This window comes from Dyella sp. Tek66A03 (assembly GCF_052567735.1).
In genome coordinates this window covers 2,151,901-2,172,091 of record NZ_CP199584.1, presented here as the reverse complement: position 1 = coordinate 2,172,091, position 20,191 = coordinate 2,151,901, and the positions used below count along the sequence as shown (strand labels likewise).

Annotated in this window: 20 protein-coding genes; 1 reads left to right on the top strand and 19 read right to left on the bottom strand. The window is 64.4% G+C overall.

The features are described from left to right. Positions 1–136: 136 nt before the first annotated feature. From zipA to prfB, 7 genes are all read right to left on the bottom strand, one after another. Positions 137–1,135, bottom strand: coding sequence for a cell division protein ZipA (zipA, locus tag ACT01B_RS09595; protein ID WP_445147125.1), 999 nt, complete (start codon positions 1,133–1,135; stop codon positions 137–139). A gap of 11 nt (positions 1,136–1,146) precedes the next feature. Then, positions 1,147–4,656: a chromosome segregation protein SMC gene (smc, locus tag ACT01B_RS09590; RefSeq protein ID WP_445147124.1), complete on the bottom strand. Its 3,510-nt coding sequence runs from the start codon at positions 4,654–4,656 to the stop codon at positions 1,147–1,149. A 267-nt stretch (positions 4,657–4,923) separates the two neighbouring features. Further along, positions 4,924–5,187, bottom strand: a complete 264-nt coding sequence (locus ACT01B_RS09585) for a BolA family protein (protein ID WP_445147123.1) — start codon at positions 5,185–5,187, stop codon at positions 4,924–4,926. After that, positions 5,184–5,489, bottom strand: a complete 306-nt coding sequence (locus tag ACT01B_RS09580; RefSeq protein WP_445147122.1) for a YciI family protein — start codon at positions 5,487–5,489, stop codon at positions 5,184–5,186. Before ACT01B_RS09580 ends, ACT01B_RS09585 begins: the two co-directional genes overlap by 4 nt. Positions 5,490–5,492: 3 nt before the next feature. Next, positions 5,493–7,013 (bottom strand): lysine--tRNA ligase, encoded by a 1,521-nt coding sequence (gene lysS, locus ACT01B_RS09575; RefSeq protein WP_445147121.1) that lies wholly within the window; start codon positions 7,011–7,013, stop codon positions 5,493–5,495. Positions 7,014–7,118: 105 nt separating this feature from the next. Then, on the bottom strand, positions 7,119–7,412 hold the full coding sequence (locus tag ACT01B_RS09570; protein WP_445147120.1) for a hypothetical protein: 294 nt from the start codon (positions 7,410–7,412) through the stop codon (positions 7,119–7,121). A gap of 43 nt (positions 7,413–7,455) precedes the next feature. Continuing rightward, a protein-coding gene (gene prfB / locus ACT01B_RS09565; RefSeq protein ID WP_445147119.1) for a peptide chain release factor 2 occupies positions 7,456–8,581 on the bottom strand; the annotation gives its coding sequence in 2 pieces (ribosomal slippage) (positions 7,456–8,505 and positions 8,507–8,581; 1,125 coding nt in all). Between the two features lie 216 nt (positions 8,582–8,797). On the opposite strand from prfB, the gene ACT01B_RS09560 reads away from it, so the two are divergent. Beyond that, a complete protein-coding gene (locus tag ACT01B_RS09560; RefSeq protein ID WP_445147118.1) occupies positions 8,798–9,853 on the top strand; it encodes an AI-2E family transporter in 1,056 nt (351 codons plus the stop codon). Positions 9,854–10,052: 199 nt separating this feature from the next. On the opposite strand, the gene asnB is transcribed toward ACT01B_RS09560, so the two are convergent. From asnB to ACT01B_RS09500, 12 genes are all read right to left on the bottom strand, one after another. Further along, positions 10,053–11,726, bottom strand: a complete 1,674-nt coding sequence (gene asnB / locus ACT01B_RS09555) for an asparagine synthase B (RefSeq protein ID WP_445147117.1) — start codon at positions 11,724–11,726, stop codon at positions 10,053–10,055. Between the two features lie 93 nt (positions 11,727–11,819). Further along, entirely contained in the window at positions 11,820–12,008 is a 189-nt protein-coding gene (locus tag ACT01B_RS09550) for a hypothetical protein (RefSeq protein WP_445147116.1), read from the bottom strand. After that, positions 12,005–12,397, bottom strand: a complete 393-nt coding sequence (locus tag ACT01B_RS09545; protein ID WP_445147115.1) for an STAS/SEC14 domain-containing protein — start codon at positions 12,395–12,397, stop codon at positions 12,005–12,007. Before ACT01B_RS09545 ends, ACT01B_RS09550 begins: the two co-directional genes overlap by 4 nt. 97 nt (positions 12,398–12,494) lie before the next feature. Beyond that, positions 12,495–13,943 (bottom strand): efflux transporter outer membrane subunit, encoded by a 1,449-nt coding sequence (locus ACT01B_RS09540; protein WP_445147114.1) that lies wholly within the window; start codon positions 13,941–13,943, stop codon positions 12,495–12,497. An 89-nt stretch (positions 13,944–14,032) separates the two neighbouring features. Then, positions 14,033–15,667: a proton-conducting transporter transmembrane domain-containing protein gene (locus ACT01B_RS09535; protein ID WP_445147113.1), complete on the bottom strand. Its 1,635-nt coding sequence runs from the start codon at positions 15,665–15,667 to the stop codon at positions 14,033–14,035. Beyond that, on the bottom strand, positions 15,664–17,193 hold the full coding sequence (locus ACT01B_RS09530; RefSeq protein ID WP_445147112.1) for a complex I subunit 5 family protein: 1,530 nt from the start codon (positions 17,191–17,193) through the stop codon (positions 15,664–15,666). Before ACT01B_RS09530 ends, ACT01B_RS09535 begins: the two co-directional genes overlap by 4 nt. Then, the gene (locus tag ACT01B_RS09525; protein ID WP_445147111.1) at positions 17,194–17,541 is read right to left on the bottom strand and encodes an NADH-quinone oxidoreductase subunit K; all 348 of its coding nucleotides are present in this window, start codon (positions 17,539–17,541) and stop codon (positions 17,194–17,196) included. After that, positions 17,538–18,482, bottom strand: a complete 945-nt coding sequence (locus tag ACT01B_RS09520; RefSeq protein WP_445147110.1) for a hydrogenase subunit MbhD domain-containing protein — start codon at positions 18,480–18,482, stop codon at positions 17,538–17,540. The genes ACT01B_RS09525 and ACT01B_RS09520 overlap by 4 nt, the downstream gene beginning before the upstream one ends. Beyond that, a complete protein-coding gene (locus ACT01B_RS09515) occupies positions 18,479–18,772 on the bottom strand; it encodes a cation:proton antiporter (RefSeq protein WP_445147109.1) in 294 nt (97 codons plus the stop codon). Before ACT01B_RS09515 ends, ACT01B_RS09520 begins: the two co-directional genes overlap by 4 nt. Further along, on the bottom strand, positions 18,769–19,056 hold the full coding sequence (locus ACT01B_RS09510; protein ID WP_445147108.1) for a monovalent cation/H+ antiporter complex subunit F: 288 nt from the start codon (positions 19,054–19,056) through the stop codon (positions 18,769–18,771). The genes ACT01B_RS09515 and ACT01B_RS09510 overlap by 4 nt, the downstream gene beginning before the upstream one ends. Continuing rightward, entirely contained in the window at positions 19,049–19,576 is a 528-nt protein-coding gene (locus tag ACT01B_RS09505) for a Na+/H+ antiporter subunit E (protein ID WP_445147107.1), read from the bottom strand. The genes ACT01B_RS09510 and ACT01B_RS09505 overlap by 8 nt, the downstream gene beginning before the upstream one ends. Next, positions 19,573–20,190, bottom strand: coding sequence for a hypothetical protein (locus ACT01B_RS09500; RefSeq protein WP_445147106.1), 618 nt, complete (start codon positions 20,188–20,190; stop codon positions 19,573–19,575). Before ACT01B_RS09500 ends, ACT01B_RS09505 begins: the two co-directional genes overlap by 4 nt. Between the last annotated feature and the right edge of the window lies 1 nt (position 20,191).

Here is a 20,191-nt window from a genome sequence, read left to right as displayed (position 1 = left end):
AGCTGCCCGCAGGGCGAGGGCCAGGGATGGCCCGAGTGAAAGCCTACAAGGCGATGAACTCAGTACCTCGTCACGCTGGATCGCGCACAGGGTGCGCTCCTACACATATACACAAAGGTAGCCCGTTGGGGGATTCTCAGCGACCGAAGGTGATTTCCTTGCCTTCGTGGTCGCGATCCCAGCCGCGTAGTTCGTCACGGATATGCGCGACGCGCTGGCGACCGAGCGCGTTGCGCTCCTCATCCAGCACTTGGCCATCCAGGAGCTCGGCTAGTCGCTGGGCGGTCGGCAGCATGGTGTCCCAGGCATCCAGCGCGGGAATCGGTGCCGGCAAGGTCATGAAGAAGCTGAGGCCGGGCGTGAGCAAGGCATCCAGCCGGGTCAGGTCGAAATTGCCCGGCTTGAGCATGTTCGCCACGCTGAAGATCGGCCCCAGCTCGCGCTTGCCGTCCACCAGACGGTGATAAATGCCCATGTCGCCGAACTCGAGGCCCGCCTTCTCGGCCGCCACGATCAAATCGGCGCCGTTGAACACGCTGCCTTCGCGCGCGACCACGAACAAGGTGACGATGCGCTCCACCGGCAAACGCTCCGGGCGGCGGCCAAGATCCGAGCGTGGTGGTACGCGCGGTGCGGCCGGAGCCGGCACCGGCTCGGCAGCCGCGGCGCGCGGCGGCGACACGGCTTCAGCGGATGTCGCTGCAGCAAGGCTATGCTCGAACTGTTCCGGCGGCGCGCGCAGCGCGTCGACGATCGATGCGGCAATGCCGCTCGGTTTGGTCAGCGGTGCGGGCTCGATGCGGTCCCTGCCCCCGGCCAGGGTCGCGCCAAGCCGTTCCAGCTCCTCGCGCAGTCCCATGTCCAGCTCGCCCTGGTGTGGTTGGCGCGCGTCCAGTGGATCCAGGTGGAAGTCGTCGCGTGCGCTGAACGACGGCTCGTCGAGCGACTCGCCCTCCGCACCGAACGTCGGCTCGCGTCGCTCGCCGGACTGGCCGGGCACGAGACGCCGCCTGCCCTGCTCCTTCTTCGGCTGACCGAACAACCAGATCAGCGCGAGCACGATCAGGCCGACGATCAGCAACGGAATGCCGACGGCGGGATTCCAGGCGAACGCAAGCACGGGTTGTACGGTCATGATCGAACTCCTCAAGCAGCACCCACAAGTTTAGCCGCTTCGGCAAGATCCACCTGCACCAGGCGTGACACGCCGGCTTCGCGCATGGTCACGCCGCACAGCTGCGTGGCCGCCTCCATAGTGGCCTTGTTATGGCTGACAAAGATGAACTGCACCTTTTCGCTCATCTCCCTCACCAAGCTGGAGAAGCGGCCTACGTTGGCCTCGTCGAGCGGAGCATCCACCTCGTCGAGCAGGCAGAACGGCGCGGGGTTCAGGCCGAAAATGGCGAACACCAGCGATACCGCGGTCAAGGCCTTTTCGCCGCCGGACAGCAAGGTGATATTGGACACGCGCTTGCCCGGCGGACGCGCCATGATCGCCACGCCAGTATCGAGCAAGTCGTCGCCAGTGAGTTCGAGATAGGCGTGGCCGCCGCCGAACAGGCGCGGGAACAGCTCCTGCACGCCGGCATTCACGCGGTCGAAGGTTTCCTTGAAGCGCTGGCGCGTTTCGCGATCGATCTTCTTGATCGCCGCCTCCAGCGTTTCCATGGCGCTCACCAGATCGGCGAGCTGGTTGTCGAGATACGTCTTGCGCTCGCTCTGCTCGGCGTGCTCTTGGATCGCGGCGAGGTTCACCGGCTCCAGGCGTACGATCTTCTGGCCGATCTCGACCAGCTGGGTGCGCCACTGGCTGGCGTCGGCATCTTCGGCAAGCTCGGCCAGCAGCGGCTCGAGCTCCAGGCCGGAAGCCGTGATCGCTTCGGCCAGCTGCTCGGCTCGCAACTGCAGGGCTTGCGCGGCAAGGCGCTTCTGCGAAAGGTTCTCACGCAAGCCGTTGAGGCCCTGTTCGATACGGTGGCGCTCCTGCTCCAGCCGGCGGAACTCGGCATCGCAGTCTTCCAGGGCGCGGCGAGCCTCGACCAACTGCTTGTCGACCAAGAGACGCTGATCGAGATAGGTCTGGCGCTCGGCCTCCAGCTCGGCGATGGGGTCGGAGCCTGCGGCGAGCTGTTGGGCGATCTCGGCGCGGCGCGCCTCGATCTGGCGCAGCTGCGTGTCCATGCGCGACAGCGCCTGTTCCAGCGAGGCTAGCGAGGAACGCTTGGACTCCATCGCCAGCGCCAGCGCATGCGACTGGTCGGCCGCCTCGCGGGCGTTCATGCGCGCTTCTTCGCGCGACTCGAGCAAGGCGCGGCGTTCGTTTTCCAGCTCGCGGCGCTGGTCTTCCAGGTCGCCCATGTGGCCGACCGATTCGTCCAGGCGCGCACGGGCATCGCGGGTCTGCGTCTGCAACTCGTCGAGCTGGCTGAGCAAGTCCGACAGTTCGCCGGCCACCTTCTCGGCGCGCGCACGCGCCGTTTCCATCTTGCCGCGATGGCTTTGCAGCTGGCCGGCCAGCTCGGACTGGCGGCGGTGCGCGTTGTATAGCTCGCGCTGGGCGTCGTCGCGGGCGCGCTCGGCCTCGAACTTGCGCGTGCGCAGGTCGTCGAGCGTGCTGGTTGCTTCTTCGATACGCTCTTCCAGCACCATGATCTGCTCGGCCAGGGTACGCATCTCGCGTTCGCGTGCCAGCACGCCGACCTGATTGCCCTGCGCCCGGCGTACGCGCGCCCAGCCAGGACCCAGCCATTCGCCGTTGCGCGTCATCACCGACTGGTACGGGGCCAAGGCGGAAAGCTGGGCCACGCGCTCATGCGCATGCTCGATCGAGTCGGCGGTCAGCACATGGCTGAGGATGGACACCGCGGCAGCCGGACCACGCACATGTGCGGCTAAGGTGCCGGCGGTATGGGCGCCACCTTCAGTGGCATTGACCAACGCGACGTCGGCGTTTTCCAGCGAACCGAACTCGGACGCCAGCGTATGCGATTCGTCCACCAGCACACTGTCGAGGAATCCCGCCAAGGCGGTTTCGACGGCGGTTTCCCAGCCGGCTTCGACCTGTAGCGATTCGCCCAGGCGCCGCGACTTGTCCAGGCCCAGGCGGGCCAACCAGCCACTGGCAGCGCTTTCTTCCTGGCCCAGCGCGGCGTGCTGCAAGGCTTCCAGCGACGACTGACGGCCGCGGGCGGATTGCAACTGCTGGCGAGCTTCGTTGAGCGAGGACTGCACCTGGCGCTCTTCGTCCAGCACTTTCTCGTAGCCGGTCTTGTACTGGTCGAGCAGGCTGCCCAACGACTCCACCCGCTCGTGCTGGGTTTCGTGCTCGACCTGTAGCTGCTCGGCAGCGGCATCGAGCGCGGCCACGTCGGTGGCCTTTTGCTCGGTTTCCAGCGCCTCGCGCCGACGCGACAGGTCGACCGCCTGGCGGTCGAGATAATTGAGCTTGGTGCGCTCCACTTCGGCGGCACGGCTGGACTCGCCCGCGGTACGCGTATGCGAGTCCCAGCGCTGCTGCCAGTCGGCCAGCTTGGTTTCGGTGTCGCGCAGCGAATCGGCGGTGTCGTCCTGCATCTGCTGCAGGGCTTCCAGCCGCGGCTCGCCCTCGGCCAGCGCCATGCGCAGCGTTTCGACCTGGGTGCGGTCGTTGGCGATGTGCTCGGCCAGTTCGGCGTGCTCGCGCTCGGTCTCGCCCTGCGACCGCAGCAGGCGATCGGCGGTCTCGCGGCTGTAGCGCACCTGCTGTTCGACTCTGGCGATCTCGGCGCCGACCTTATAAACCTCGGCCTGCACTACATTCAGATGCTCGGAGGCACCGCTGTGGCGCTCGCGCACGCTTTCCAGCTGCGCCTCGACATGGCGCTGGCCGGCCAGCTGGCGCTCGATCTCGATTTCGGCGGCGGACAGGCCGGCGCCTTCGCCGTCGTGCTGGCCCTTGAGCCCGCGGTATTCGAGCGCACGCAGTTCGGCTTCCTTGCGCGTCTGCTCGTCCTTCAGGGCTTTCCAGCGCTCGGCGGCACGGGCCTGCCGATTGAGGTGTTCGAGCTGCTTGTCCACTTCGTCGCGCACGTCGCGCACGCGGTCGAGGTTCTCGCGGGTGGCCTTGATGCGGCTCTCGGTTTCCTTGCGGCGCTCCTTGTACTTGGAGATACCTGCCGCCTCTTCCAGATGCATGCGCAGCTCGTCGGGCGCGGCCTCGACGATCTGGCTGATCATGCCCTGCTCGATGATCGAATAGCTGCGCGGACCCAGGCCGGTGCCCAGGAACAAATCCGTGATGTCACGACGACGGCAGCGCGCGCCATTGAGGAAGTAGGCCGACTGGCCGTCGCGGGTGACCTGGCGCTTCACCGAGATCTCGGCGTACTGGCCGTATTCGCCCTGGATGGTGCCGTCGGCGTTGTCGAAGATCAGCTCGACCGTGGCCTGGCCCACCGGCTTGCGCGCATTGGAGCCGGAGAAGATCACGTCGGTGAGCGAGTCGCCGCGCAGGCGACTGGCCGCGCTTTCGCCCATCACCCAGCGGATGGCGTCGATGATATTGGATTTGCCGCAGCCATTAGGCCCCACCACACCCGTCATATTGGTCGGCAGGTGCAGCGTGGTCGGGTCCACAAAGGACTTGAAACCGGCGAGTTTGATCGTGGTCAGGCGCATTCGGGCATCAACGCTAGGAGAGATGCCCGAGGCTTTCGGGCGATGGGTCACTGTGCCAAACGCAGGCCGTAGTCGCAATGCGTTTCGGCGGGATGTTTCACTTTAACATTGATGGCTATATCAATGTTATTAAACGACTTACTTGCAACGCCTCAACCGTCATCCCAGCGAAAGCTGGGATCCAGTGACTTTGCTTATACGTCAGAGCGCCAAAGGCACTGGATTCCAGCTTTCGCTGGAATGACGGTGAGGTGCGAGTGGCAGGGGCTACTCCCCAGGCGCCTTGGCCTCGATCGACAAGGCATGGATACCGTTGTCCATCAGGCCTTCGAGCGCCGCATAGACCAACCGATGGCGCTTGATCGACAGCTGTCCGGCAAAGGCCGCGCTGACGATACGCACGTGGTAGTGCCCTTTGCCCGCGTTGGCATGACCCGCGTGCTTGTACCCCTCGTCCAGCACTTCCAAGGCCACGGGAGCGAGCGCCTGCTGCAGGCGTTCGCGGATCTGCTCGACCATCGGCGCGTTCATGCCCGCGGCAGCGCCTGGAGAAACGGCTTGACGCTGACGCTGGCGTAAACGCCGGCGTCCACATAGGGATCGACCTTGGCCCAGGCTTCCGCTTCGGCCTGCGACGGGAAGTCCGCCAGAATCAGGCTGCCGGTAAAGCCGGCCGGACCCGGATCCGGCGCATCAATGGCCGGAAACGGACCCGCAACCAGCAAGCGCCCCTCGTCCAGCAGCTGCTGAAGACGGGCAACGTGAGCCGGTCGAGCCGACTTACGTTTCTCAAGAGAATCAGGCACATCCGTGCCAATGATGGCAAACCACATGAATTAGGCCTCAGGACGCATATAGGGGAACAGCAACACGTCGCGGATCGACGATGCGTTGGTCAGCAGCATGACCAGGCGGTCGATGCCGATGCCGAGGCCGCCGGTCGGCGGCAGGCCCACTTCCAGCGCACGGATGTAGTCCGCATCGAAGTGCATGGCCTCGTCGTCGCCGGAGGCCTTGGCATCCACCTGAGCCTGGAAGCGCGCGGCCTGATCTTCCGGGTCGTTCAACTCGGAGAAGCCGTTGGCCAGCTCCTTGGCGTTGACGAACAGCTCGAAGCGGTCGGTGATGCCCGGCTTGGTATCGCTTTCGCGGGCCAGCGGCGAGACCTCCACCGGATGATCGGTAATAAAGGTCGGCTGGATCAGGGTGTGCTCCACCGTCTTCTCGAAGATCTCGAGCAACAAGCGACCCCAGCCGAACTCACCCTTGAGCGAAATGCCGAGGCGCTTGCAGTGGGCCGTCAGCGCATCACGGTCGCGCAGTTCTTCGCGGCGAATTTCCGGATTCAGTTCCAGCACCGCGTCTTCCATGCTCCAGCGACGGAAGGCCGGGCCGACGTCGATCTCAACGCCGTCCCAGGTGAGCTTGGTGGTGCCGATCACCGCCTTGGCCGACTCGCGGATCACCTCTTCGGTGATATCCATGATCTCGGTATGGGTGGCGTAGGCCTGGTACAGCTCCAGCATGGTGAATTCGGGGTTGTGCCGCGTGGACACGCCCTCGTTGCGGAAGTTGCGGTTGATCTCGTACACGCGATCGAAGCCGCCGACCACCAGGCGCTTGAGGTACAGCTCCGGTGCCACGCGCAGGTACAGATCCATGTCCAAGGCGTTGTGGTGGGTGACGAACGGACGGGCGGTGGCGCCGCCCGGAATCACGTGCATCATCGGCGTCTCCACTTCCATGAAGCGGCGCGGCTCGGCCTCGAGCCACTTGCGGATAAAGCCGATGATCTTGGAGCGCTGCGCAAAGGTGCGGCGCGCCTCTTCGGTAACGATCAGGTCGACATAGCGCTGGCGATAGCGCTGCTCCACGTCAGCCAGGCCGTGGCGCTTGTCGGGCAAGGGACGCAGGCTCTTGGTCAACAAGCGCAACACATCCACCTTCACCGACAGCTCGCCGGTCTTGGTGCGCATCAGTACGCCCTCGGCGCCCACGATGTCGCCCAGGTCCCAGCCCTTGAATGCCTTGAAGGTGTCCTCGCCCACCGTGCCCTGGTGGATGAACAACTGGATGCGGCCGCTGAAGTCTTGCATCTGCACGAAGGCGACCTTGCCCTGGTCGCGCTTGAGCATGATGCGACCGGCGACCTTCACGCGGCGGGCAACGCCCTCGATGGCCTCGGCGGTCCAGCGCTCGACATCCGCGAACTCGGCCTGCAGATCGCCGGTAAAGGCATCGACCTTGAAGTCATTCGGGAAGGCCACGCCCTGCACGCGCAACGCTTTCAGTTTCTCGCGACGTTCGGCGATCAGCTTGTTCTCGTCGATGGGCAGGGTATCGGTCGGTTCACTCATGGGTTTTCCGTAGCTGCAGGAGCCCGCGTCGGTTGGCGGGCGCAATTCGTTGGTCGTCAGATTGTGGGACGCGCGAGACGGTTCTCCCCGCAACAGCGTCGTCCGTCAATCGCTCTTGCCGAACACCTGTTTGACCGCGTGCTTGGTGGCGTCCCAGCCCTCGCGCGCACCATGCGCGATGCCATGGCCAGCCTCCTTCGCACCATGCCCCACCGAGATAGCCGCACCCTTGGTCGCGTGCCCAACGTCGCGGGCGCCGTTGCCGATGTCATGGCCCGCGGCCTTCGCATCCTGCTTGACGCCCTGGCCGGAGCCGTCCTGCTGCGCGCTTGCCACGCCACTGAATGCTGCAAGCGCTGCGCATGCGATCAGGATCCGCAAGAGCTTCCCGCTGGTCATGCTGCCACCTCGTCGATGATCGGATTGTTCAATGACTTGGCGATTATGCGTCCACTCGCTTGGCACCCGCATCCAGGCCAGACTTGAGGCTGGCCTCGATAAATTCATCCAGGTCGCCATCGAGCACTTTCTGCGTATCCGAGCGCTCGATGCCGGTGCGCAGGTCCTTGATACGGCTCTGGTCGAGCACGTAGTTACGGATCTGGCTGCCCCAGCCGATGTCTGACTTGCTCGCTTCCAGCGCGTCCTTCTCGGCATTGCGCTTTTGCAGTTCAAGCTCGTACAGCTTGGCCGCGAGCATCTTCATGGCGTGGTCGCGATTGGCGTGCTGGCTGCGCTGGGTCTGGCAGGCCACCACCGTATTGGTCGGTATGTGCGTGATACGCACGGCCGACTCGGTCTTGTTCACGTGCTGGCCACCGGCACCGGACGAACGGTACACATCGGTGCGCAGATCGGCCGGATTGATATCGATGTCGATATCGTCATCGACTTCCGGCGACACGAACACCGAGGTAAAGCTGGTGTGGCGGCGGTTGTCCGAATCGAACGGGCTCTTGCGCACCAGGCGGTGCACGCCGATCTCGGTCTTCAGCCAGCCGTAGGCGTAGTCGCCTTCCACACGGAAGGTGGCGGACTTGATGCCGGCCACTTCGCCACCACTGACTTCCATCAACTCGGTCTTCCAGCCGCGCGATTCGCACCAGCGCAGGTACATGCGCAGCAATATTTCGGCCCAGTCCTGCGCTTCGGTGCCACCGGCGCCGGCCTGGATGTCCACGAAGGCGTTGTTGGCGTCCATCTTGCCGGAGAACATGCGCTGGAATTCCAGCTTGCTCACCTTGGCATCGAGGCCGCGCAGGTCAGCGACTACCGAGTTGGCGGTGTCTTCGTCGTTGTCGGCGGCCGCCATTTCCAGCAACTCGCCGGCGTCGATCAGGGCTGCGGTCATGGTGTCGATGCCACTGACGACGGTTTCCAGGCGGGCGCGTTCGCGGCCCAGCTCCTGCGCGCGCGGCGGATCGTCCCACACCGTGGGGCTTTCCAGTTCGCGGCTTACTTCTTCGAGGCGCTCACGCTTGGTGGCGTAGTCAAAGATACCCCCTAAGCGACTCGACGCGGCCCTTGAGGTCCGCGATCTGCGCAAGGATCGGATTGATTTCGATCATTTGGGTTGAGCTTCCGTATCAGCAGCCCTTTAGGATAACAGAGGTCCCCGATGTGCCGCTAAGGCGCGGCGCGGCCGGGCGGGCCTCGGCCTGCTGGCAATTTCACATAAAAAAGTCGCGGGACCGGTAAGGCTCCGACACGGTCGGTCACCGACGGCAAGGCTAGATGCAGCCCGGCCCGCACCAGGCGCCCCCTTTGCCCGGACCCATGCCCGCATGAACGAGCGATTCCAGTCCCTGGTCTATGGCGTTGTATTCGCGATGGCCGTGGGGTGGGTGCTGCATGTCGGCAAGAAGATCTTCGAGCCCGTGGTGCTGAGCATCCTGGTGGTCTACGTGATCGTCGGCCTGACCCGCCTGCTCTACCGCATCCCGGTAGTCGGCCCGCGCATCCCCATGCAGGTGAACTACGCGCTGTCGATCGTGGTGATCGCGCTGGCCTTGATGGCCATGGCGTCCCTGATCATGACCAACCTCACCCGAGTCGCGACCCTGGCCCCGCAGTACCAGGCCACCTTGCTGAACATGATCCAGAAAGGCGCCGCCAGATTCGGCTTCGAGTCCGAGCCCACCTGGGCCACCTTGCGTCGCGACCTGCTTGGCCAGGTCAATATGCAACGCCTGATCGGCTCCACCGTGATGTCCGTCACCTCGATCGCCGCCAGCCTGATCGTGGTGTTCCTCTACGTCGCCTTCCTGCTGGTCGAGAAGGGCAACCTGCCCAACAAGCTGGCGCATCTCTCGGATCAACCGCACAACGTGGCGCAACTCGAAAAAATCATCGTGCATATCAACCAGCGCGTGGGCACCTACCTGGCGCTGAAGACCCTGCTCAGCCTGCTGATCGGCCTGGTCAGCTGGGCGATCATGGCGTTCTTCGGACTGGAGCTGGCCGCGTTCTGGGCGGTGTTGATCACGCTGCTGAATTACGTACCGTATATCGGCTCGTTTCTTAGCGTGTTCCTGCCGGTGGCCTTCGCCGTCGTCCAGTATGGCGATACGGACACGGTGCTGATGCTGGCGCTTGCGCTCGCCGTGCCGCAGTTCTTCATCGGGAATTTCCTCGACCCGTACCTGATGGGGAATTCGCTGAATCTCAGCCCATTCGCCATCCTGATCAGTCTCACGGTTTGGAGCGCACTATGGGGCATCCCCGGCGCTTTTCTCGCGGTGCCGATCACAGCCTGCCTGGCTATGGTGTTCTCGGAATTCCCCGGCACGAGACCGATTGCCGTGTTGCTTTCGCGCAGTGGGGACTTGGACGAGAGCTGATGCCCTGGCTCCCTCTCCCCTCCGGGGAGAGGGCTGGGGTGAGGGGCCAATCTTGCGATAACCCCTATCCGAAGCCTGCTTCGTAGCTACGTCATCGCGAGCACCCGCCCCTCACCTCAATCCTCTCCTCGCTCCTCAAAGCCGGGGCCATCCATGGCCCCTCCCCGCGTGCCCCGGGGGGGGAGAGGAAGTTAGTGCGCTACACCAACGCCTGCTGATGCACGTCGCGGACTGCGCGCCCAGACGGGTCCGCCGCATTCGCAAACGCCGGATCCCATGCCAGCGCCGCTGGCGACGAACAGGCGATGGACTTGCCACCCGGCACCGTTGCCGCGCACGCCTGCCCCGGATAGAAACGCTCGAAGATACGGCGGTACAAATAGGCCTCCTTGGTCGCGGGCGTGTTGTGCGGGAAGCGCGTGGCGGCCGCCGCAAACTCCCGATCGCTCACTGCCTGCTCCGCATGCGCCTTGAGGCCATCGATCCAGCCGTAGCCTACGCCATCGCTGAACTGTTCCTTCTGGCGCCACAGAATCTCGTCCGGCAGCGCACCTTGGAACGCCTCGCGCAAAACCGCTTTCTCGATGCGCCCCTTGCCCGCCATCTTGTGACACGCATCCATGCCCATCGCCACATCGAGAAACTCCAGGTCGAGAAACGGCACACGCGCCTCCACGCCCCAGGCCATCATCGATTTGTTGGCGCGCAGGCAGTCGTAGCTGTGCAACGCGTCGAGCTTGCGCACGGTTTCCTCGTGGAAGGCTTCAGCCGATGGCGCCTTGTGGAAATACAGGTAGCCGCCAAAGATCTCGTCCGAACCTTCGCCGGACAGCACCATCTTCACGCCCATTGCCTTGATCCTGCGCGCAAGCAGATACATCGGCGTGGACGCGCGAATGGTGGTGACGTCGTAGGTCTCGATATGGCGGATCACTTCGGGCAGCGCATCCAGCCCTTCCCAGAACGTATAGATGAAGCCGTGATGCACCGTGCCCAGCGCATCCGCGGCGACTTGTGCGGCAGCCAGGTCGGGCGAGCCTTCCAGGCCGATAGCAAACGAATGCAGGCGCGGCCACCACGCCTCGGCGCGGTCGTCATCCTCGACGCGGTGACGCGCGAAACGCGCAGCGCAGGCAGCGACCAGCGAGGAATCCAGCCCACCGGAAAGCAGCACGCCGTAGGGCACGTCCGTCATCAGCTGGCGATGCACGGCCTGCTCGAATGCCTCGCGCAAATCACCTAATGAAACATCCTGACCCTTCGTATGGGCATAGTCGCGCCAAGGCTTGTGGTAGTAGCGGCGCAGTTCGCCATCGGCGCTGTCATAGACATGGCCAGGCGGAAACGGCGCCACGTCGGCGCAAAGGCTTGATAGCGCCTTCATCTCCGAGGCCACGCAAAGCCGCCCTTCGCCATCGTGCCCCCAGTACAACGGGCAGACACCGATTGGATCGCGGGCGATGACGTAGCGGGCCGCCTCGCTATCCCACAATGCAAACGCAAAGATGCCGTTGAGTCTGGATACCCATTCAGCCGCATCGGCCTGCTCGCGATACAACGCATTGATGACTTCGCAATCCGAGCCTGTGGTGAAGTCATAGCCGCTGGCGGCGCGCACATCGCGGTGGTTGTAGATCTCGCCGTTCACCGCCAAGGCCAGCGCACCATCGCGTGAGCGCAGCGGCTGCGCGCCACTGGCCGGATCGACGATCGCCAGACGCTCGTGCACCAGGATCACGCCAGCGTCGACGAACACGCCGCTCCAGTCCGGGCCGCGATGACGCTGGCGTTGCGAGAGTTCCAGCGCCTGCTGGCGCAGCGCCGCCAGGTCATCGCCTGGCTGCAGGTCGAACATGCCGAAGATCGAACACATGACACAGATCCCTTGATTGTTTTTTCGTGTGGCGGAAAAACAAAAAGGCCCGCTGGGAGCGGGCCTTTTTGCGTGAATGTTTGCAGTTTCTGCTTACACGCCGGCCCACCCGTCGATGCGGGTATTATTATTGGCGTTGTTATTCAGCGCACACGCTTGAGCGCTTGCCGTCGCAGAAGCGGCGGTAGCCATCATGGAAAGGAAACAGGCGCGAATGCAGGACATGAGGCCGACTTCAACACAAGCCGTGGTCGGTGACAAGCACCCTGCAAACAGTTTCATTTGTTCTCTTCTTCCGTCGCTGGCTTCGGCTCACGTATCCAGTCGATGGCAAGCACCAGTTCGGCATTGCTGAAGAGCCGGAACTCGGCCGGCACAGCAAAGCCCATGGCCGTCGCCGCTATGCGCAGCCAGCCCACATCGGTGACCAGGGCCACGCGCTCCCAGCCGCTGAAATGCCGAAAACCGAGCATGACGTCGTCCCACATCGCACCCGGATCGAAGCCGGTGAAATCGGGGCCCACGTGATAAAGCAGCCGCAATTTGCGATTCAACGCAAACGCCGCCTCGATGTCCGGCACCAGTACCCGCTCGTAATCAGCCGCCGTCACCTGCCCACTGGCGCGAAATCCCAGTGTGCCCGGCGGCAATCCTTGAATCTGTTCGATCATGGCTCGTATCCCTGTAGACCTGCCATTTGTATCGCAAAACCAGTGTTATGAGTGCGTCATCGGCCGGCTATTCCCGCGACCGACCAGGCATGGTCGGCTACTTGCGCCCCTGAACCGAACCCAGCGGCACGGGCGTCATGGAATCGGCGATATCCACCCATCCCCCGCCCATCGCCTGGTACACGCTCACCACCTGCGTATAGCGTTGCGCACTCAGGCTAGCCAGCGACAGCTCGGCGGCGAACAGGTCATTCTCGGAAACCAGCACGTCGATATAACCGATCAGCCCGTTCTCGAACTTGAGGCGCGAGAGCCGTGCATATTCCCGCAACGAATCCACGCGCTGCTGCTGCAAACCGACCTGCTCGATCGTCTTCTGCGCGCCGATCAGCGCATTGTTGGTATCGCCAAACGCGTTCAGTATGGCTTGCTGGTAGAACAGCTCAGCCTGTTGCTTCTGTGCTTCGGCGGACCGCACCTGCCCACGGATCGCTCCCGAGGTGAAAATCGGCCCGGCCAGCCCCGCGCCCACCGACCACGCCTGGGCCGGACCGGTCAGGAAGTCGCCGAAGGCTGTGCTTATCGAGCCGAGCACGCCGGTCAGCGAGATGTTCGGGTAGTAAAGCGCACGCGTGGCGCCGACATTGGCATTGGCGGCGACCAGATTCTGCTCGGCCTGCAGGATATCCGGACGCCGTTCCAACACGACCGAGGGTATATCGGCCGGGATGACCGGAAGCATCAGCTCGTCGATCGACTTGCCGCGTGGGATCGGGCCCGGATCGTGCCCCAGCAGGATGGAGAGGCCGTTTTCCAGGATGGCGATTTGCTGCTCGATGGCCGGTATCGCTGTTTGCGCCAGTTTGAACTGCGAGCGCACTTGCGATACTTCCGTTTCGGACACCAGTCCCGACTTGTAGCGCAACTCAAAGATGCGCATGGTCTCGCCAAAGTTGGCCGCCGTCGCCACCGCGATTTCACGCTGGCGATCCAGTCCACGCAGGGTGATATAGCTATTGGCGACGCCCGACACCAGCGACAGCACGACGCCTCGCTGGGCCTGTTCGCTGGCATACACCTGCGCCTGCGCCGCCTCGTTGAGGCGTCTTACGCGCCCGAACAAATCGATTTGCCAGGCGGCGGACAGCGTTCCCTGATAAAGATTGAACTCCGGATTGACGCCGGATGGGAGTGGCGGCTGCCCGACCTGGCTGGCCCTGCTGCGACTGACATCGGCACCGTAACCGATCTGCGGCAAGGCCTGCGCCCGCGATGAGCGCAGCAAGCCGATGAATTGATCCACCCGCGCGGCCGCGACGCGCACATCCAGGTTGTCGCGCAGCGCCGTTTCGATGAGCTGGTTCAGCACCGGATCGCCGAACTGCTCCCACCATTTCGTGTTGACGACTTCCTCGGCCTTGGGCAGGTCGATGCGCCACTGCTCCGGCGCCTGCACCGCAGGTCGCTGGTAATTCGGCCCCACCATGATGCAGCCGGTAACGGCAACCGAGGCGGCGGCGAGCATCATTAAGGTCAACCTTCTCATGGCGTATTCCCCGTTCAAACAAACGGATCCGTACAGGCTTTACCGCGTCTAATGTGCGCGCTGGCGTGTGATGAATTCGCGCGAACGCATCAACCCACCACCATCAGCGTCCAGCCGAACAACAGCGACACCAGCAACAAGGCAATACATGACACGACCCAGCGGCGCGCGAACGCATCCACGCGCTCGAGCAGACCCCCTGTCGCCACGCTGGCGTCTTCCAGTGGATACAAGACCTCGCCCACATCGCCCGCGGGCACCCTGGGTATCCGCGTCCGAAGCCGATCCAGTCCGAACGCCAGCAGCGCACCGACCAGCACCGGCCATAGCGCGGCCCACAGGGCAGCTGGCGCAACGGCTTTCGGCAGCGTGTCGATGGGAATCGCCAGATAAAGCGCCCATGGAATGACCAGCGAGGCCAGCGCCATGGCCAGCCACGATCCCGTCATCGCTGCGGGAGCGCGAGCATCGGGTTCGGCGGCCGTCATGCTGCTGAGGCGGCGCAGGAAATGGATCATCAGCATCGTCGTGGCCACCGACGACACCACCGCCACCGAGCCGGCAAGGTCATTGCCCAGCAAGTCCTTGGCCGCGTATTTGGTGAGCGCACCGCCGGTCAGCGGCAGACCGCCCAGTCCCAGGGCGATGACGGCCGCGGGCACCAGCATCGGCCAACGATGTCGCTGGCCGGTCAGCATTACGACGCCAACGGCAAGGAAGAGTGCGCCCTTCACCAGCAAGTGATGCGCGGCATAGAAGGCCGCCGCCCATGCCGTGCCGGTATCGCCCGCTGCCAGCCCCATGCCGATCACCGCCACCAGGAAGCCCATCTGGCTGACGCTCGAATAGGCCAGGATGACTTTGGGGTGCGACTGGGTCAGGCCGATGATCACGCCGTAGATAGCGCCGAACAGGCCGATCACCGCCAACGCGTGCCCGACCTCGGGCAGTGCCACGCCCCATGGCAGGAAACGGATCAAGGCAAGGATGCTGGCCTTGACCACGGCGCCACTCATCACCGCCGCTGCAGGTATCGGCGCTTCGCCGTAGGCCAGCGGCATCCAGAAATGCAGCGGTACCAGGCCGGCCTTCATGCCCAGGCCGATCAGCAGCAACAACAAGGTTGCGTCACGCCACGGCGAGTGCGGCAAGGCCGCTGCCGCGTCGCGGATCAACAGGCTGCCGTCCGGCGTGACCTGCGCCAGCAGGATCAGTCCCGCCAGCAGAAACGCCTCGGCCAGCAAGGCGAGTCCGAGATAGATCGCACTGGCGCGGACCGCTTGCGGACCTTCGCCCTGCAGCACCAATCCGCTGGCGCCCACGCTGAGCACGGCGAGCAGGAAATAGAAGCCGATCATATCGGCGGCCAGGAAGACCCCAATGCAACCGGTCAAACTCATCAGCCAGCACACCACCAGACCATCGCCGTCCGTTCGCCCACGCAGACAGCGTTGGGCAAACATGCCCGCGAGCGACCACAGCACGGCGGCGCAACCGAGCAGCATCGCGCCCGGCAGGTCGAGCGCAAAACGCAGGGCGAAGCGCCCATTACCGAGCACCAGCATGGATGCATGGTCGGCGTACACGGCAGCGGCAAGGGCCGGCAGCGGAGCAAGCACGAACCAGGCCGGCATGCGGCGGCGCAGGCTTGGCCATACACAGGCCAAGAGCAGTAACAGCGGCAGGCCCATGCTGGCGGCGAGAAGGAACTCGGTGGTGTTCATGGCGAACCCACCAGCGGCACGACCGTGCGGCCAATCTGCGCGATATCGACAGGCAACAACGCCGCCAGCCCCAGCAAGAAGGAACACAACGCCAACCCCAACACGGCCGCCTGCTGATAACCCGGCACCTGCTTCTTCGGCGACCAGCCAGGCGCAGCGGGCGCCATGGCGCGAACCACCACCATGAAAACATAGGCACTGGTGAGCAGACCACCTACCAGCATCACCAACACCCACCACCATTGCGCCGTGGCGATGGCGGCCGACAGCAGCAACCACTTGGCCAGGAAGCCACCCGAGGGCGGCAAGCCAATCAGCGATGCGCCCGCCAGCGCGAACGCGGTCATGGTCATCGGCAAGGCTCGTCCGGCGCCACGCAGGTCGGCCACGCGGTCGTGACCAAGCGTGCTGTAGATCAGCCCTGCCGCCATGAACATGGCCGCCTTCGCGGTCGCGTGCGAGATGGCCTGCAGCAAGCCGCCCGTGACCGCCGATGCACTGTCGAGCCGCGCTGCATTGAGCGCCGCCACCAGCGGAAACATCAGGAACAGATAGCCGATCTGGGCTACCGTCGAATAGGCAATAAGTAGCTTTAGCCGCGCTTGCCGCAGCGCCACCACATTGCCGACGATGATCGCCGAGGCGCCAAGCGCTGCAAGCAGCTGCGCCGCAGGCAGGCTCACGATGCCTGGGAACACGTCGACCCACAGCCGCACCACCAGGAACCAGGCGCCCTTGATCACCAGCGCGGAAAGCAGCGCGCTGGCCGCCGCCGGCGCGCCCGCATGCGCGGGCGGCAGCCACAAATGCAGCGGGAACAGGGCGGTCTTGGCCAGCAGGCCAGCGGTCATCAACGCCACCGCTATCCATGCGATGGGATGCGGCCCGATCCGTGCGGCCAGCAAGGCCATATCGAGCGTGCCGTACGCGCCGTAGAGCAAGAAACAACCCAACAGGTAGAACATCGAGCCGAGCAAGGCGTAAAGCAAATAGCGCAGTGCCGCCTGCAAGGTTTCGGCGCGGCCATCGAGAGCGACCAGCGGCACGCCGGCAAAGGTCAGCAGTTCGAGTGCGACGTACAGTGTGAATATGTCGCCGCTTACGAAGATCAGGTTGAGCGAGCCCCATACCGCGAGCAATAACAGCCAGAACGCGAGCGGGCCGCGCGCTTCGCGCTGACCATCGGGCGTGCCGAAATCACCATTCGCGTAGATGCCCACGACGCCAACGACGATGGCGACCACCAGCATCATGCACACCGAGAGGCCATCCGCGCGCAAGGCAACACCTAAGGGTGGCGTCCAACCACCCAACAGATAGACCAGCGACGCACCCGATTTCAGCAAGGCCTGCACCATCGCAAACACGATGCCGATGCCAACCAGTATCGTCAGCCAGGCCACCCGTTGTGCATGCCGGCCGCCGAACAGCAAGCCGAGCAGCACGCCGACGAAAGGCAGCAGCACCGCCAGCACCAGCAGCAGGCCGCCCGGCGTCGTCAGGTTCGCTGGCGCTGTGGGTGACACTCAGGCCTCGCCCTTGGCAGGAGACTTCGCCGGCGCGGGAGCCACCTCGGACGAGAGCGAGCTCGATCCGGTCTCGTCGAACTGGCGCAACATCAGCGCGACGGCGAGCGCGGAGGCCGCGAAAGCCACCACGATGGCCGTGATCAGCAACGCCTGCGGCACCGGATCGCCGCCGAAACCAGCGCTCGCGCCGCGCCGTGCAATGACCGCACAGACGAGGAACACGCCGTTGCCAATCAAGTTGAAGGACAGCACTTTGCGCAGCGGCTGCGGATGAACCATCAGGCCGTACAGCCCAAAGCCCACCAGCACGGCGGCGCACAGTCCAAACAGCGTCGGTGCGCTCATGGGGGCGATCCCGCTCGTTGTGGCGGACCGATCAGCAGCAGGGTCAAGGTGACGGCCAGCGATGGCAGCAGCGCCACCTCGATGACAATGATCAGGGGCTTGGCGAGGCCTTCGGGATAGGCCAGAAAAGCGTTCGCCACGAATACGCCGAGCAAGCCCACCAGAATGAAAGCGGCCGGCCCCGCAATCAGCGCCAGCCGTACCCAGCGCTGGCTCACCGCGGGCGCATCGAGCAGCCCGGACATCATCAGCAGCAACCACATCGCGGCAAGCACGGTGCCGCCTTGAAACTTACCGCCCGGATAGTCCGCGCCCACCCAAAGAATGTAGATGCCAACCACGATACCGATCGGCGGCAGCACGCGCGCCATATAGGCCAGGATGCCATTGGGTTCGGCCACGGGTGCCAGTCCCGGCCGGCCGCCCCAGTAGCGGTCGGACCCGAGTGACCAGATGCCGAGCAATCCAAACAACAGCACGATCGCTTCGAGCAAGGTATCCATGGCACGGAATGACATCAGCACCGCGGTGATCGGGTTGCCCACGCCGGTCGAGGCAATGTTGCGCGCCACTTCCGGCACCAAAGTCGGCGCGGGATCCGGCAGCAGCAGAACGCAGGCAGCGATGGCCGCGGCAACCGCGGTGGCGACGATGGCCGCCAGCACACGCGTTGCCGGGTCAGGCCGTTCGGCACGGGCGGCCGCCTCGGTTTTGCGCAAGCGCGATGCCGCGCCGATCAACAGCGCGCCGGTAAGGCCCGCACCGATGGCCGCTTCGGTCAACGCGACGTCGACCGCCGAGAGCGCCACCCAGGCCAGGGTCAGCAGCAAGCCATAGGAAACGAAACCCGCCACGGCCGCGAACGTCTCACGGGCGACAACCGTCCAGAAGGCGAGCGCCAGCAGCAGCAAGATCAGGGCGAGGTTGAGCGCGATGTTCATGGATGCGGCCCATGACGGCGCGCGGAACGCGCAATGAGTTGAGAGACCGTGGCGGACGCGAGCAGGACCAGCAGCCAGACCAGGATCATTTTCAGCCCAGCGAGCACACTGCCGGTCTGTGGCGCCAGCCCCAGCACCACCAGGCCTAGTCCGAGATTGTCGGCCTTGGTCAGCGCGTGCAGTCGCGTGAGCGTGTCCGGAAAACGCAACAGGCCGACCGTGCCGGCGAGAAAAAAGAAGCCGCCGGTGAGGATGGCGACGATCGTGAAGATGTCGGCGGCGATCTTCATGGCCCCTGCTCCGTTCGGTTTTCGTCTTTCGCCGACGACTCATCGGCCTTGACGAAGGCCACCGCCGCGAATGCCGCCAGCACCGCCAACGTCAGCACCACGTCGATCACGCCCTCCGTGCCATTCGCCACGCCCACCAACAGCAGGGCCGCGATACCGCCGGTGCCGAACAATTGCACGGCCATCATGCGGTCGGCATTGCTCGCGCCGCGCAATACGCAAAACAGTCCCACGGCGACCATCACCACCACGAAGAACGTCATGGCAAGCAGGAATTCAGTCATGGTGGTCACCGCTGATCAGGGCCGTGCTCAGCCGCCTTTCCTCTTCCGCCAACTGTTCGACGACGGGCTGGCTGGTGTCCAGGGCGTGATAAATAATCGCTCCTTCGACGTCGCCGGCGGGCACCGAGCCCGGCAATAGGCTGGTGATCACCGTGTACTCATTGCGCGCCAAGCCTGGCGGAAAACCCACGCGGTAAACCACGAATCCCGGTCGCAATGGCATGCGCGGGTCGAAGGCCCGACGGGCGACGTCCACACCCGCGAGCACCGACTGCCACATGAAATGCGGTACGAAGGCCAGCAAGGCGCCAAGCCGCAGATGACCTGACGCCGGTGGCAGCAGGCGCAGGCTGGTCCAGGTCGCCAGTGCCGTTGCGAGTAGCCCAACCGCCAGGTCGGCCACCTTCGCACTAGGCATCAACACCAGCCAGACCAGGAAGAACAATAGGCCGCGCTCGAGCACGGTGAAGGCGACCGACGGCGACGGCACCCGTTTGCGCTGGTCCGCAGCGGGCCTCATGGCGCCACCCCGCCTTCCCTCGTCATGGCCACCACGCGGACATCCAGCTTGCTCAGGCGCTCAAACAGGCGCGCCTCGGCACGAATCGGCCACCAGTCATAGAGGAAGATCTCCATCGGTCGCCATAGCGCTACCCAGGCGCCAATCACCAGGCTGTCCTGGATCAGCGTTGCAGAGCGCTCCCTGCTCATCAGGGCGATGAGTGCTTCGCCGATGACGGTGGCCGTGCCGACGAACAGAACACCGATCAGCAGACTGATGCGCCCCACGCGGAACAGCTTCTTCAATCCTCGCCGGGTGACATGCGCACGTTGACCGTAATAAGCGTGCACGGCCTCTGCCACCAAGTCCGCGTCTTGCCCCATGGCGGACGGATGGCCGAGATGGATGACCAGGTGCAATGACTGTTCCGTCGGTAGCTCCTGGGCCCATTCGACAATGAAAGCATCGGTTTTTGGGTCGAGGTCGCGTTCGCGCAACGGCGCCAGATCCATGGCGTCGAACAGATGTGCCAGCTCCACCACGTAGAGATCGAGTACGGCGCCTTGCGCTGGTTCGGAGCGCGCTCCGCCGCCTAGCCCCGTGATTGCTGCAAATGTACGCATGAGGCTCATG